Origin of the sequence: Shewanella sp. AS1 (assembly GCF_021412565.1) — a bacterium.
Lineage (GTDB): Bacteria > Pseudomonadota > Gammaproteobacteria > Enterobacterales > Shewanellaceae > Shewanella.
In genome coordinates, this window is record NZ_JAKCLJ010000001.1 from 473,950 (window position 1) to 488,818 (window position 14,869).

Annotated in this window: 13 protein-coding genes; 12 read left to right on the top strand and 1 reads right to left on the bottom strand. The window is 47.0% G+C overall.

Features of this window, described 5'->3' with window-relative positions; all coding sequences use genetic code 11:
• The first annotated feature begins 58 nt into the window (after window positions 1-58).
• From murJ to LZP69_RS02245, 12 genes are all read left to right on the top strand, one after another.
• The gene (murJ, locus tag LZP69_RS02190; protein ID WP_234198542.1) at window positions 59-1,618 is read left to right on the top strand and encodes a murein biosynthesis integral membrane protein MurJ; all 1,560 of its coding nucleotides are present in this window, start codon (window positions 59-61) and stop codon (window positions 1,616-1,618) included.
• A gap of 66 nt (window positions 1,619-1,684) precedes the next feature.
• On the top strand, window positions 1,685-2,620 hold the full coding sequence (gene ribF, locus LZP69_RS02195) for a bifunctional riboflavin kinase/FAD synthetase (RefSeq protein WP_234198543.1): 936 nt from the start codon (window positions 1,685-1,687) through the stop codon (window positions 2,618-2,620).
• Between the two features lie 32 nt (window positions 2,621-2,652).
• Window positions 2,653-5,475, top strand: coding sequence for an isoleucine--tRNA ligase (gene ileS, locus LZP69_RS02200; RefSeq protein ID WP_234198544.1), 2,823 nt, complete (start codon window positions 2,653-2,655; stop codon window positions 5,473-5,475).
• A 10-nt stretch (window positions 5,476-5,485) separates the two neighbouring features.
• Entirely contained in the window at window positions 5,486-5,995 is a 510-nt protein-coding gene (lspA, locus tag LZP69_RS02205) for a signal peptidase II (RefSeq protein ID WP_234198545.1), read from the top strand.
• A gap of 3 nt (window positions 5,996-5,998) precedes the next feature.
• Window positions 5,999-6,421 (top strand): FKBP-type peptidyl-prolyl cis-trans isomerase, encoded by a 423-nt coding sequence (fkpB, locus tag LZP69_RS02210; protein ID WP_234198546.1) that lies wholly within the window; start codon window positions 5,999-6,001, stop codon window positions 6,419-6,421.
• 29 nt (window positions 6,422-6,450) lie between these two features.
• Window positions 6,451-7,380 carry a 4-hydroxy-3-methylbut-2-enyl diphosphate reductase gene (gene ispH / locus LZP69_RS02215; protein ID WP_234198936.1) on the top strand — a complete coding sequence of 310 codons (930 nt, stop codon included), beginning with the start codon at window positions 6,451-6,453 and terminating at the stop codon, window positions 7,378-7,380.
• A gap of 390 nt (window positions 7,381-7,770) precedes the next feature.
• A complete protein-coding gene (gene pilV / locus LZP69_RS02220) occupies window positions 7,771-8,304 on the top strand; it encodes a type IV pilus modification protein PilV (protein ID WP_234198547.1) in 534 nt (177 codons plus the stop codon).
• Entirely contained in the window at window positions 8,305-9,303 is a 999-nt protein-coding gene (locus LZP69_RS02225) for a PilW family protein (RefSeq protein ID WP_234198548.1), read from the top strand.
• A gap of 11 nt (window positions 9,304-9,314) precedes the next feature.
• Window positions 9,315-9,800 (top strand): pilus assembly PilX family protein, encoded by a 486-nt coding sequence (locus tag LZP69_RS02230; RefSeq protein ID WP_234198549.1) that lies wholly within the window; start codon window positions 9,315-9,317, stop codon window positions 9,798-9,800.
• A gap of 2 nt (window positions 9,801-9,802) precedes the next feature.
• Entirely contained in the window at window positions 9,803-13,495 is a 3,693-nt protein-coding gene (locus tag LZP69_RS02235; protein WP_234198550.1) for a PilC/PilY family type IV pilus protein, read from the top strand.
• 8 nt (window positions 13,496-13,503) lie between these two features.
• Entirely contained in the window at window positions 13,504-13,902 is a 399-nt protein-coding gene (locus tag LZP69_RS02240) for a type IV pilin protein (RefSeq protein WP_234198551.1), read from the top strand.
• Window positions 13,899-14,198: a TapY2 family type IVa secretion system protein gene (locus LZP69_RS02245; protein WP_234198552.1), complete on the top strand. Its 300-nt coding sequence runs from the start codon at window positions 13,899-13,901 to the stop codon at window positions 14,196-14,198. Before LZP69_RS02240 ends, LZP69_RS02245 begins: the two co-directional genes overlap by 4 nt.
• Window positions 14,199-14,295: 97 nt before the next feature.
• Here the strand turns inward: LZP69_RS02245 and LZP69_RS02250 are convergent, their stop codons facing one another.
• On the bottom strand, window positions 14,296-14,787 hold the full coding sequence (locus tag LZP69_RS02250; RefSeq protein WP_234198553.1) for a GspH/FimT family pseudopilin: 492 nt from the start codon (window positions 14,785-14,787) through the stop codon (window positions 14,296-14,298).
• Window positions 14,788-14,869: the final 82 nt, after the last annotated feature.

The following is a 14,869-nucleotide window of genomic DNA, read 5'->3' on the forward strand; positions in this document are numbered from 1 at the left end:
GGTAAGTCGACTTTTTAGTCGATAGCTGGGCTTTGTCTGGGTTCGCTTAGGAGTCAATTTGAGCAGAAAATTGTTTAAGTCGGGATTGATAGTCAGTGCTATGACACTGATCTCCCGAGTATTAGGGCTCGTTCGTGATGTTGTCATTGCCAATTTAATGGGTGCGGGAAGCAGCGCAGACGTTTTTTTCTTTGCCAATAAAATTCCCAATTTTTTACGTCGACTCTTCGCCGAAGGGGCCTTTGCCCAGGCATTTGTGCCGGTATTAACTGAATATCAGGAAAAACAGCAGGATGAAGCCGTTCGTCTGTTGCTGGCGAAAGTGGCAGGCACCTTGGGACTGGTGGTGACAATCGTGACCTTAATCGGGGTGATCGCCTCGCCAGTGCTCACCGCCTTGTTTGGTGGCGGCTGGTTTCTTGCTTGGCTCAATGATGAGCCCAATGGCGAGAAGTTTGAGCTGGCATCACTCATGCTCAAAATTACCTTTCCCTATCTGTGGTTTATTACCTTTACTGCGCTGGCGGGCTCTATACTCAATACCCGGGGACGATTTGCGGTATCGGCCTTTACGCCTGTGTTTCTCAATGTGGCGATTATCGCTGCGGCTATCTTTTTAGCGCCAAAACTCGCGCAACCTGAGATAGGTCTGGCGTGGGGCGTCTTTGCTGGCGGCGTGATCCAATTTCTGTTTCAGATCCCGTTTCTGCTGCGGGAAAAGGCGCTGGTTAAGCCCTCTTGGGGCTGGCATCATCCTGGGGTGGTTAAGATAAGAACCTTAATGTTGCCTGCGCTCTTTGGTGTGTCTGTCTCCCAGATTAATCTATTGCTCGATACTTTTATTGCCAGTTTCCTAGTAACAGGCTCTATCAGCTGGCTCTACTATTCGGACAGATTACTGGAGTTTCCCCTTGGCCTGTTTGGTATCGCCATTGCCACTGTTATTTTGCCCGCGCTGTCCCGTAACCATGTTAATGCCCAAGGGCAGGGATTTGCCCAGACCATGGATTGGGGCATCAAAGCGATTTTACTACTGGGGATACCGGCCATGTGCGGCCTGATTGTGCTGGCTAAACCTATGCTGATGGTGCTGTTTATGCGCGGCGCCTTTGGTGTCGACGATGTCAATATGGCGTCATTGAGTTTGATGGCTTATGGCAGCGGTCTGCTGAGCTTCATGCTGATTAAGGTATTGGCGCCGGGTTACTATTCGCGCCAGGATACCAAGACACCTGTGCGTTACGGCATTATCGCCATGGTGAGTAATATGGTGTTTAACCTTATTTTAGTGTTTCCATTTGGTTATGTGGGGCTGGCGATGGCCACTTCCATGTCGGCGCTGCTTAATGCAAGTCTGCTTTATCGAGGGCTGCATAAGGCGGGAGTCTATCGCGTCAGCCGGGCCACGCTGCTGTTTTTGGCTAAGGCTATCGTCGCCGCAGCCTTTATGGTGGCAACCCTCTATTACTTGATGCCAGCGATGGAGCAATGGCTTGCTTTTGACTTTATGCAAAGGTGTATCAAGCTGCTGCAAATGATTGGCAGCGGTGCTGTGGTCTATCTGCTGGTTATGGTATCGTTAGGAATTCGCCCCTGGAGAATGAAAGCTGGCGTTTGAGTGCTGATTATCCTGCTCAGCTGGTATATAATCCGGCGCACTTGTGCTTGCTAATGACTGAATGTAATGGAACTGATCCGCGGTATACATAATATTTTGCCCAGACACCATGGTTGTGTACTGACTATTGGTAACTTCGATGGTGTCCATCGAGGTCATGGCGAAGTGATCTCGGCTCTGGTTCAGAAAGCAAAACAACTTGGTGTGCCTGCAACTGTAATGACTTTTGAGCCGCAGCCCCAGGAGCTATTTTGTGGCGACAGCGCTCCGGCGCGTTTGAGTCTGCTTAGGGATAAAATTATGTTGCTCGACGAATTAGGCGTCGAGCGTCTGCTGTGCGTTAATTTCAATCATAAGTTTGCCAGCATGGCCGCCGAGGATTTCATCGAGCAGTTACTGGTTAAGCAGCTGGGCGTAAAGTATTTGGTTGTGGGCGACGATTTCTGCTTTGGTAAGCAGCGGGTCGGTAATTTTCAGATGCTCAAGGCCGCGGGCGAGAAGTTTGGTTTTGCCGTGGTCAGCACCCAAAGTTTTATGCTGGCGGACAAGCGTGTCAGTTCCACAGAGATACGTGCACTGCTGGCCAAGGGGAATTTAGAACAGGCACGGCGCCTGCTGGGTCATCCTGTCACCTTAAGTGGTAAGGTTGCCCACGGCGATAAGATTGGCCGCACCTTAGGCTTTCCGACTGCCAATATTGCCCTTAAACGCAAAGTCTCGCCGGTACGCGGCGTGTTTGCCGTTAAACTGTTTTGGGATGGCAGCGATATTTATGACGGCGTGGCCAATGTGGGCTACAGGCCGACTGTGAATGGACAACATTGTCAGTTAGAAGTCCACCTGTTTGATTTTAATGATGATCTTTATGGAAAGACAGTTGAAGTCGAGCTGGTGGCAAAGATTCGGGATGAACAGCCATTTAAATCATTAGATGCGCTGAAGCAACAAATTAAAAATGATGCTGACAGGGCTATGGCTCTGCTTGGCTTTGATGCAGGCTAAGTTCTGTTAGTTAAATGAACGGTATAGGATCAATGAGCGACTATAAATCTACTTTGAATTTGCCGGAAACCGATTTTCCGATGCGTGGTAACTTGGCTAATCGCGAGCCAGAGATGTTGAAGTCTTGGACCGAGAAGGGTCTGTACCAGAAGATTCGTGAAAGTCGCACCGGCGCTAAGCCTTTTATTTTGCATGATGGCCCTCCTTATGCGAACGGCGATATTCATATTGGTCACTCGGTTAACAAGATCCTCAAAGACATAATTATCAAGTCAAAAACCTTGTCTGGCTTCGATGCGCCTTACATTCCCGGTTGGGATTGCCACGGCCTGCCTATCGAACTGAAAGTCGAGCAGAAAGTGGGTAAGCCTGGTCAGAAAGTGACAGCGGCCGAGTTTCGTCAGCAGTGTCGTGATTATGCGGCCAAGCAGGTTGATGGCCAGCGTAGCGACTTTATCCGTCTGGGCGTGTTAGGCGATTGGCAAAACCCTTACCTGACCATGGACTACAGCACAGAGGCGAACATTGTCCGCTCTCTGTCTAAGGTGATTGAAAGTGGCCACCTGCACAAGGGGGTTAAGCCTGTGCATTGGTGTACCGACTGTGGCTCTGCATTAGCAGAGGCAGAAGTTGAGTATGAAGACAAGATGTCACCCGCCATCGATGTGGCCTTTAGCGCGGTCGATAAAGCGGCCGTTCTCGCCAAGTTTGGCGTGACTGATTATGCCCAAGACGTGGCTATGGTGATCTGGACCACGACGCCCTGGACTCTGCCTGCTAACCGCGCACTCTCGGTTGCGGCGAATATCGAATATACCCTGGTTGAGATGACCAAAGCAGGCGAGAGCCGCGCACTGATCTTGGCATCGGACTTGGTTGAGTCTTGCCTCGAGCGTTTTGGCGCCGAGTCTCATAGCGTGCTTGGCACCACAAGCGGCAGCGAACTTGAACTACTTCGCTTTAATCACCCCTTCTATGAATTCGATGTGCCAGTGATCTTAGGCGAACATGTGACTGTCGATTCGGGTACGGGTGTTGTGCATACCGCCCCTGGTCATGGTCAGGATGACTTCGTTGTGGGTCAGAAATATGGCTTAGAAGTGGCTAACCCAGTGGGCGATAACGGCGTCTATAAAGCCGATACCGAAATTTTTGCCGGTCAGCATGTGTTTAAAGCCAATAAGAGTGTGATTGCACTGCTCGAAGAGAAGGGCGCACTGCTTAATCATGTAGCCTTAAATCACAGCTATCCACACTGCTGGCGCCACAAGACACCTATCATCTTCCGCGCCACGCCGCAGTGGTTTATCTCTATGGAACAAAAAGGGCTGCGTCAGCAAGCATTGAGTGAGATTGAGCAGACCCAGTGGATCCCAGCTTGGGGACAGAGCCGTATCGAGAAGATGGTCGAGAACCGTCCTGACTGGTGTATCTCGCGCCAGCGTACTTGGGGCGTACCTATTACCCTATTTGTACACCGTGATACCGAAGAGTTGCATCCAGATAGCGTCTCCCTAATGGAGCGCGTGGCGAATCGTATCGAGCAGCAAGGTATTCAGGCTTGGTGGGATCTCGACGCCGCGGAATTACTGGGCTATGAAGCCGAGCAGTACCGTAAAGTGACCGATACCCTGGATGTTTGGTATGACTCTGGCTCGACCTTCTCATCGGTTGTGGCGTCGCGTCCCGAATTTAACGGCCATCCAGTCGATCTTTATTTAGAGGGCAGCGATCAGCACCGCGGCTGGTTTATGTCATCTTTGATGATCTCAACCGCCATGAATGGCAAGGCACCTTATAAGCAAGTGCTGACTCACGGTTTCACCGTGGATGGTCAGGGGCGTAAGATGTCTAAATCTGTCGGTAACGTGATAGCACCCCTGCATGTGACCAACAAACTGGGCGCCGACATTCTGCGTCTTTGGGTTGCAGCAACCGATTACAGCGGCGAGATGACAGTTTCCGATGAGATCTTAAAGCGCAGCGCCGATGCCTATCGTCGTATCCGTAACACGGCCCGCTTCCTGCTCGCTAACATCAATGGTTTCGATCCGGTAACGGATATGGTTGCGGTTGAAGATATGGTGGCGCTGGATCGCTGGGTCGTTCGCCGTGCAGCCTCGCTGCAGGAAGAGATTTTGGAAGCCTATGAGCAATATAACTTCCATATCGTGACTCAAAAGCTGATGCAGTTCTGCTCGGTTGAGCTGGGTAGTTTCTACTTAGATATCATCAAAGACAGACAATATACCGCCAAAGATACCAGTCATGCCCGTCGTAGCTGTCAGTCTGCACTCTACTTAATTGCCGAGGCTATGGTGCGTTGGGTTGCGCCTATTTTGAGTTTCACCGCCGATGAGATCTGGCAATTACTGCCAGGCGAGCGCAGCGAGTTTGTGTTTACCCAAACTTGGTACGACGGCCTTAAGTCGGTCACCTTAGATACAGATCTTAGCGATGAATACTGGCAGCAACTGCTCAGCGTTCGCGATGAAGTCAATAAGGTGATTGAAAATGCCCGCCGTGAGAAGCAGATTGGTGGTTCTCTGGAAGCGGAAATTACCCTGTATGCCGATGAAGCCTTGAAGTCTTCATTAGCTGTGTTGGGCGACGAGCTGCGCTTCGTGTTGCTGACTTCTAAGACTAGCTTAGTGGATTTAGCCACTGCACCAGCGGATGCCATTGAAACCGAGCTTGCCGGTCTTAAACTTGGGCTGACTAAGTCAGAGGCGCACAAGTGTGAGCGCTGCTGGCATCACAGGGAAGAAGTGGGGCAGGTAGCCGAGCATCCGACTCTGTGTACTCGCTGTGTAACCAATATTGAAGGCGACGGCGAAGTTCGTCAATTTGCATAAGGATTTGTTGATGCCATTGAGTTGGAAAGAGAGTGGCTTGCGTTGGTATTGGGTCGTTGTAGCGGTTTTTCTTATCGATCAGCTATCCAAGCAATGGGTGTTAGCTAACTTCGAACTGTATGAATCGGTTCGCTTGCTGCCTGTGTTTAATTTCACCTATGTGCGAAATTATGGTGCGGCGTTTAGTTTTCTAAGTGATGCGGGCGGCTGGCAACGCTGGCTGTTTACCTTTGTTGCCGTGGGATTCAGTGCCCTGTTGACTGTGTGGCTGCGAAAGCAGTCTCACTCGCTGTGGCGACTCAATCTTGCTTATACGCTGGTCATAGGCGGGGCGCTGGGTAACCTTATCGATCGTCTGCAACATGGCTTCGTGGTGGATTTTTTGGATTTCTATTGGAATACCAGCCATTTTCCCGCCTTTAATATTGCCGATTCGGCCATCTGTGTCGGCGCAGGTTTGATTATTCTCGACTCGTTTTGGGCTAGCAGTAAAGACAGCAACCATGCTGCCAAGGGGTAAACAGTGTCAGTGACGCGTTCAATACTTTCCCACATGAATATAGTGTTAGAAGATGGCTCGACCGCCGATAGCACTAAGGCCTCAGGTAAGCCTGCTAAGCTCAATATCGGTGATCAGACGCTGAGCCCAGCGTTCGAGGCGGAAATCGTTAATTTAAATGAAGGTGACAAACACAGTTTTACGTTAGCTCCAGCAGACGCCTTTGGTGAGTCTAATCCCGATGCAATTCACTATCTGGACAGAAGCAAGTTTCCGGCGGATATGGAGCTGCAAGCGGGCGTTATAGTCAGTTTTGCCGGTCCAGGCGGTAGCGAGATCCCAGGAATTGTGCGTGAGGTTGCTGGGGACTCTGTGACTGTGGATCTTAACCATCCCCTGGCTGGCCATAGCGTCACCTTCGAATTGGAAGTTGTTCAGGTACTCTAATCATGACAATGATCAATCCCCCTAAAAGCTTGCAGATTAAGTTAGCCAATCCTCGCGGTTTTTGTGCCGGTGTCGATAGGGCGATCAGCATAGTTGAACGTGCCCTTGAATTGTTTTCACCACCGATTTATGTGCGCCATGAAGTAGTGCACAATCGATATGTGGTTCAAAACTTAAAAGACAGGGGCGCAGTGTTTGTTGATGAACTGGAGCAGGTGCCGGATGACAGCATAGTGATCTTCAGTGCCCATGGTGTGTCTCAGGCGGTACGCGCAGAGGCAAAACAGCGTGGATTGCGGGTATTCGATGCCACTTGTCCGCTCGTGACTAAGGTGCATCTGCAGGTGACCCGTGCAAGCCGTAAGGGAATAGAGTGTATCCTGATTGGTCATGCGGGCCATCCTGAGGTGGAAGGCACAATGGGGCAATACGACAATCCTGAAGGTGGTGTGCTGCTGGTGGAGTCGCCTGCGGATGTAGAAGCTTTAGTGGTGAAAGATCCCGATAACTTGTGCTTTGTTACTCAGACTACCCTGTCTATGGATGACACTGCCGATGTGATAGCCGCGCTGCAAAAGCGCTTCCCCTCGATTCAGGGGCCGCGTAAAGATGATATCTGCTATGCGACTCAAAATCGTCAGGATGCGGTGCGCAACGTGGCCGATGATGTGGACTTATTTATCGTTGTCGGCTCGAAAAACAGCTCTAACTCTAATCGTCTGATGGAGCTGGCTATCAAGAAAGGCACTCAGTCTTATCTGGTGGATAATGCATCCGATATCAGCCGTCAGTGGTTTAATGGGGTTGAAAAGGTTGCGGTCACAGCGGGAGCTTCTGCGCCTGAAGTGCTGGTTCAACAAGTGATCGATGCCATAGCCCAGCTTGCGCCGAGTGTGATCACCGAAGTTGAAGGCCGTAAAGAAGATACCGTATTTGCGGTGCCTGCCGAGCTGCGTTAATGCACTTATTGAAAAACTGTAACTAGTCTATTGATATAGGCGCCATTCAGGCATAGTTTGAACAGAGCAGTTCAAAGAAAACAGTTCAAACCAAACCGTTTAAACAAAACAGTTCAAAAAAGGAAAGGAGGCTTATGCCTCCTTTCCTTTTTTCCTGCCCTTTTACATTAGTAACTTCTTGCTGATGAAGCCCTATCTCGCATAAAATTTAACGCTGGCATAACAAATTGTGTTATTAGAGTCTACTATTACAACATTGACAGTCAGTAATATTAGACTATGACTTGATTAGCAAGTATAGTCATTTTATTAATCTAACTAACGGATTTTAAAGGATTAAATTGCTTGTTTTACTGTCAAGATTATGGCGAACAGCGGAGATTTGACGGCATGATAAAACGCGAGAAAGGCATGACATTGATCGAGGTGATGGTATCTCTGATCATTTTAGTTATTGGCTTAGTGGGAATATTTAACCTTCATATTGTCGCTAAGCGTGGTAGCTTTGAGTCCTTTCAGCAAACCCAAGCCTCCTATTACGCCAATGACATCATTAACCGGATGAGGTTGAATCCGAGTCAACTTGCTAATTATGCTGGTACTTACCCTGGTTCACCTTCTGGTACCGCTCCTACAGCTTGTACTGGCACTGCTGCTGATTGCTCTTTTGCCGAGATGAAAGATTGGGATCTCTATGAGTGGCAGTCTCTATTCTCTGGTGCCGCAGAAGTGGCTGGTGGAAATAATGTCGGCGGTTTAGATACGCCAACGGCCTGTATTACAGTTGCAGCCAATACAGTGACAGTGGTAATGGCTTGGAAAGGAATAAGGGAAACTAAAATAACTGAAGCAGATGTTGATACTAGCTGCGCGGCAACAACAGTAAACCGTCGAGTGTTTTCTATTCAAACGGTGATTATCTAGATGAAAACGATAACCAATAATTTCGCGAAATTTCAAACTGGTATGTCACTGGTCGAATTGATGGTGGCTATGGTCATCGCCCTGTTTTTGACCGCCGGTGTATTCACCATGTTCAGCATGTCCTCTTCTAATGTCACCACTACCAGTCAATTTAATCAGTTACAGGAAAATGGCCGAATTGCTTTGGCGATAATGGAAAAAGATCTAAGTCAAGTGGGTTTTTTTGGTGATATGACTGGAACTGACCTTTCAGTTGGGATAGAAGGTAACACAACAGTTTTATCTGCTGCCGTACCAAATGACTGTATCGGAGGTGTTAATAATGCGAGTTTACCTATTGGAACTCCGGCACATTTTCGCTTGATCTGGGGCTATGAGCAAGGTGTGGGTGGTGCAAGTTTAACTTGTTTGAACACCGTCAATGCAGTCAATACCAATACCGATGTGTTACAGCTGAAAAGATTGGTCGGTCCAAATACACTTTTACCCACTGCAGCCACACGTCATTATGTAGCCACGACATCCGATGGTGCAACATTCTTCACAGGCAACCAGACGACCCCTACCATCACTAATGCTCGATTTTGGGAATATCAGCATCATGTTTATTTTATCAAGGATGATGGGGATATCCCTGTGTTACGAAGACGCACGTTAACAACGGTAAATGGAATGAATAACGAAGAGCAGCTTGTTGAAGGGATTGAAAATATGCGAATTCTTTATGGCATTGATGATGAAAATGGTGACGGTGTGCCGAATCGTTTCGTTCCGGCGACAAGTATCAGTAATTCAATGTGGTTAAACATGCAATCTTGGCGAATTGTTGCGGTTAAGGTTTATCTATTAGTGCGTTCGATTAAGCAAGATAGAACTTATACTAATGAAACAACCTATCAATTAGGGGATAAGGCAATTGCAGCGCCCAATGACAATTATCGCCGTAAGGTGATGTCCACAACGGTTGTGTTAGAAAACCCTGTTTTGATTAGTGGTTAATTGAGGCTTATATGAATAAAGGTGTCAAAAGCTATAAAAAACAGCAAGGTGTAGTGCTTTTTTTCTCATTAATTATTTTGATCATGATGACTGTGATTGGAGTGGCGTTGGCAGTAAACTCGACCCAATCACTGCGAATGGCGGGGGCGGGTTCAGAAAGGGTGGAAGCCAAGGCTTTAGCCGATGGTGGTGTCGCCGCGATCTTACTGAATAAAACGCCAGCTTTTTTAGCAAGTATGACAGCGATAGATGATCAAAATAGTTTTTCAGGAGGGACGCAGGTACTCACTCCTTTACCACTGGTCGATGATGGTACAGGAAACTTGATAGTACAGCCTAAAAATGTGAGCTGTCAGCGTAGGGGTAATGCGAACCAAGCAGGTTCATTTCAATGTCGGCGAATAGAGATCTCCAGTCAAGTCAGTTTTGGTCGAGATAATCTAGGTCAAGTAACAGTTGTTACAGGCATAGAACAGGAAGTCCTCAGCGGGAGTTAAATATGAAATTTTATAAATGGTTAAATGCTTCTCTTGCTGCGGCTTTGTGCTTGCCTGTGTATTCATTTGCCGACGATACAGACCTGTATCTTAATCCAACAGTGAATAATGTTCGCCCTCAAGTGCTTATCATATTTGATAACTCTAATAGTATGGACACGATTTTAGACGGGCTACCTGGAAGTTATGATCCTGATTATGTTCAAGAGGATGGAACACTTGGATATCCTCCTGTCGGCAGTTCTCATTCTTACAGCGGGCGGATGATCTATTTTACTATCGGAACAGGTATGGATGAATCTTCGTTACCTGTGCCAGATAGCCCTTCTGAGTCCAGACGTTTTAATGATTTGATTAATGGCTGTAAAGCTGCTCGTGATGCATTAGATGTTTATGGCCGTTTTACCGGCTATATACGTGAGTTTAAGACAACGGGGAATGGTAAAGGGACATGGCAACCTATAAAACAAAACAGTGGTGCAGAGAAAAATAATCCTGTGGACTGCTGGGAAGATATTGTTGCAGAGCAGAACAGTAATAATGATGATGGCTCTACTTATGCGACTGGTTATCCTGCTGGATATCCTCAAGATGGCGATGTCGATAACCCTTGGAAAGCAACCATAACTGATGATGAAAAAAATACAATAGGCTGGAATCAAGGTGAGTTAGTCACGCTCTATACAGATAATTATCTTCGCTGGTATACAGCCTATAAGGCTGGCACATTACCCGACTTGCCTCCCGGCAGTGCGCTGAGCCGATTAGAAATCGCTAAAGATGCAATAAAAGGGGTGATTAGTTCCATTCCTTCGGTGGATTTCGGTTTAGCGGTTTTTAACTTGAACTACCCTGCTGAAGGAGACAGCGATGGTGGTCGAGTCGTTGCTGGTGTACGCAGTCGCACGGCGGCTGAAAAAGATTCACTAATCAATACTATTAGCAACCTGCCAGCAGATACTAATACACCTTTATGTGAGACCTTGTTCGAAGCCTATAAATATTTCTCTGGTGGGGCGATTACATTTGGGCACAGTGACAGTGATTATAATAGTGGGGATATACATTATGACGCTAACCAGCCCACCTATGATACCAGTATTGAGAATGGTGCAAACTATATAACGCCATTATCCGCCTGTAATAAAATTGCCCATGTTATCTATATTACCGATGGCGCGCCCGTTCTGGATACCAGTGCCGATAATTTCATTAAGGCTTTGAATGATAAACCTTATTTTTATACCGGAGCTGATGGCTCAGCTAAAGTGAGCTACTTACCCGCTCTAGCAGAGTATATGTTTGCAAACGATATTTTGCCCAATGTTGAAAATAAGCAGAGAGTGGTGACCCATACCGTTGGTTTTAACCTTGAGGAAGGTTCAGAGGCTGAACCACTATTAATTGCAACAGCAAACAGTTCATATATTGATACTCCTGGTGGTCGGAAAGTTTATGGTTCTTACCATAAAGCAGATAATAGCCTTGCTTTACAAGAGGCTGTAAGTAACATTATCGATAGTATCCCTACCTCGGGTCAGCGATTTTCTGCGCCGGGTGTTGCGTTCAGTAATGCCGACCCAACCCAAACCTTAGACACGGCTTATTACGCGCTTTTCAGTCCTCAGCAGAGCCCTAAATGGGCCGGTAATCTAAAGAAGTTAAAAGTGAATTCTTCAGGCACTCTCGTGGATGCTAACGGCAATCCTGCCATTGACAGCTCAGGGGGAATTGCAGAAGGAGCTTGTACTTTCTGGAGTACCTGTACCCCCGGTGTAGGCGATCCCGGCTATATCGATGAAAATGGCGATAGGCAAGATGGCGGCAATGTGGTGGTTGCTGGAGGCGCAGCGCGAACCATAGTCCCCGACAATCGCGTGATTTATAGTGATATAGGTGCTTCTGGAGGGCTGGATAGTTTAACCAGGACGAAGGCATCTATTTTTGCTGGAAGCGATGATGCATTAGCAGCCTATTTGGGATTGCCCGGTGTCGATGTGAGCAGTGAATTAGATACAACCTTTGAATGGATCAAGGGAAAGAATGTCGATACTTATGATGATGGAACCTTAACTTCAGTTGATTTTAATGGGGTGAGAGGAGACATAATGGGAGACCCTCTACACTCACAGCCTTTAGCGATAGACTATGATGGTGATGGTACGAATGTACGAATTTTTGTGGGTACCAACCATGGGGTGTTACATGCCTTTAGGGACAGTGGTGACACGGTTAATGAGAGTTGGGCATTCATGCCATACCAATTATTACCTAATATAGCGACTATTCGCCGCAACAGTTACCTCGCTGGCCATAGTGTTTACGGCATGGATGGTTCTCCAGTTGCTTATATAGAAAAGGCCGCTAATGGAACCATAACCAAAGCTTGGTTGTTCATTGGTATGCGACGTGGCGGTAATGCTTATTTTGCTTTTGATATTACCGACCCCGATGCCCCATCATTAATGTGGGAAGTCTCAAATAACACAACGGGATTTAGTAGTTTAGGACAAACCTGGTCTACTCCAGTCATTACTAAAATATTGGGCCAAACAAACCCTGTTGTTGTTGTCGGTGGGGGCTATAGTCAAGGATACGATTCTGGTACTGGCTCGGGTACAAATATCGATGGCCGAATGGTGTACCTAATTGATGCACAAAATGGCACATTAATTCATAGTTTTGGTGCTAGTGGTGATACAAATCTATCTGGCATAGAAGATTCGATAGTTGGTTCTATTGCGACTCTTGACAGTAATAGTGATGGTTACACCGATAGACTCTATGCGTCAGATCTTGGCGGCAATGTTTGGCGGATGGATTTGCCTTCCGATGTTAAGACGACTTGGAGCGGTTTTAAATTCGCAGAGCTGGGTAGTGCCTTAGCAGGCAGTGATCGCCGATTCTTTTATGAGCCCACTGTTGCCCAAACAACTTTTACCAATATTAGTAATGTCACTGTAGATACTGGAAGTGGTACAACGACAGAGTTAGTCTCGCAAAATGTACCTTATGATGCCGTGACCTTGGGAACGGGTAACCGTGCCGATCCGTTGGGGCTAGAAGTGGATGATATGTTCTTTGTCCTGCAGGATAGGAATGTTAATTCACAGCAGTTTGGTTCCGGAGGTACGGCGATTCCGACTCCGCTAACGATAACTAATCTATATGATGTAACGTCTGCAGCACCTGCGACAGATGCTGAAAATATTGCATTTGGAGCGAAGCGAGGTTGGTTCTACAACTTTTCTGTCACGGGTGAGAAAAGCTTAGCTCCTTCGGTGATCATTAAAGGTAAGGTATATTTTACCTCTTTCATTCCCACTCAGCCCGTAGTGCCAGACAGTGCAAGCTGTACAGTTTCTTCACAGGGGCGACTCTACGCTCTCGATCTTCATAAAGGACAGCGTTTTAATTTCACAGAACCTTATGATCCAGATGCTCCAGATTATACTGGTCCCCCTTGGGAGGAAGTATGTGAAAACTGTATTCCACAGCCACCCAAGATCATCATTCCACCGTCAGAGGCTCCAGATCCCAATGATGATCCGACGTCAGTACTTGATTGTGAGGCAAAAGCTAAGTTGATCATAGGCAGTGGAATTTGCGATGAGAATGGTTTCAATTGTACGGGAACAATTGATCTGGGAGCTTGTTTGATCACCAATAAAATTTATTACCATATAAATGAGTAACAGTATTAATGAAAAAGTCTAAGTTAAAAGGATTTACCTTAATTGAGGTGATGATAGTGGTGGCGATAATCGGCATTTTAGCGGCGATCGCCTACCCTTCTTATGTTGATTACATTACTAAAAGTGCGCGCTCTGAGGGTGTCGCTGCTGTGATGCGGGTGGCTAATCTGCAGGAACAATACTATTTGGATAACCGTACCTATACCACTGATATGACTAAATTAGGTTTAGGTGCCAGCCCTTTTGTTACCGAGCATGGGCACTATAGTATTAGCTCGACTGGCGGCACTAACTTCACTGTTACTGCAACGGCTCAAGGTGCGCAAGCAAGCCGTGATTCGACATGTGGCACCATTACAATGACATCGGCAGGGGGCAAAGGCCCTGCTACGGAGTGTTGGAAATGATGAGATTAATTTTGAGTGTAACTTGTGCGCTTGGGTTCGCCGTGAGTCTGCCAGTATCGGCAGCAAAGCAAGACTATAAATGCTTTATCAATAGTGCAGCCAAAGGCCCTGAAGTGGTGTTTTATCGTTGGAGCAGTGAAGATCTTAAAGTGAAGACGGCAAGTCTTATTGGTATGCAGCGAAAAGACAATAAAGGTAAACAATACTTTATTAAAACTGTCGAAGAGTGTGTGCCTTTGAGCGAAGAGTTTAGCAGTAAGCAGGCTAAAGCAAAGGATAAGCAGACATTAAGGTAGACTGTTTTTGCTGAGTAGTTATTAAGAAGCCCCATCTATGATGGGGCTTCTATGTTTTAATTAAGCTTGCTAGGAGCTAGGAGCTAGGAGCTAGGGATTAACTGCAGCTTTGATTGTCTGTGTCGTAAGCGATTAACCCGCTTGAGCTGACTGTGACGCTTTTTGAGCCGCTAGCTTTACCGCCAGGGCAATAGATAAAGGTGTCATTTGCAGAAGATAGGCCTTCAGATGAGAAAGTTAATGTGGCTGCTGGGCCTTTTACCGCATCATTACCGTTAAAGCCATCTATGGCACGTAGCTCATGATCTACATTGCTTGCGTCCCTGATATAGACGCGGATACCTTTCCCCCAGTCGGCACCACAAGAAGTCGCAGAAGCATAGGCACACACATTAACTGTGGCACCATAACTGATGGCCTGATTGCGGGCAAAAGCGAGGATGTTGTTAATCTTTTCGATATTGTTGTTGACCCGAATACTTTCATAGACAGAGGTTAGCGAGGGAACGCCTATCGCTAATAAAATTGCCGCGACGGCGATTGTCACCATTAATTCGACTAAGGTAAATCCTTTGATTTTGCAGCCCATCTCGCAATTCCTCGTTTAGCACTTATTAGAGTATAAGCGAGATAATGAGGAATTTCAGTATATAAGTCGTTCTTTTTAATGC

Bases quoted from the DNA above. Each gene is read 5' to 3' on its own strand.
- ribF (WP_234198543.1), top strand. From the start codon at position 1,685: ATGGAACTGATCCGCGGTATACATAATATTTTGCCCAGACACCATGGT.
- ileS (WP_234198544.1), top strand. From the start codon at position 2,653: ATGAGCGACTATAAATCTACTTTGAATTTGCCGGAAACCGATTTTCCG.
- lspA (WP_234198545.1), top strand. From the start codon at position 5,486: ATGCCATTGAGTTGGAAAGAGAGTGGCTTGCGTTGGTATTGGGTCGTT.
- pilV (WP_234198547.1), top strand. From the start codon at position 7,771: ATGATAAAACGCGAGAAAGGCATGACATTGATCGAGGTGATGGTATCT.
- LZP69_RS02225 (WP_234198548.1), top strand. From the start codon at position 8,305: ATGAAAACGATAACCAATAATTTCGCGAAATTTCAAACTGGTATGTCA.
- LZP69_RS02230 (WP_234198549.1), top strand. From the start codon at position 9,315: ATGAATAAAGGTGTCAAAAGCTATAAAAAACAGCAAGGTGTAGTGCTT.
- LZP69_RS02235 (WP_234198550.1), top strand. From the start codon at position 9,803: ATGAAATTTTATAAATGGTTAAATGCTTCTCTTGCTGCGGCTTTGTGC.
- LZP69_RS02240 (WP_234198551.1), top strand. From the start codon at position 13,504: ATGAAAAAGTCTAAGTTAAAAGGATTTACCTTAATTGAGGTGATGATA.
- LZP69_RS02245 (WP_234198552.1), top strand. From the start codon at position 13,899: ATGATGAGATTAATTTTGAGTGTAACTTGTGCGCTTGGGTTCGCCGTG.
- LZP69_RS02250 (WP_234198553.1), bottom strand. From the start codon at position 14,787: ATGGGCTGCAAAATCAAAGGATTTACCTTAGTCGAATTAATGGTGACA.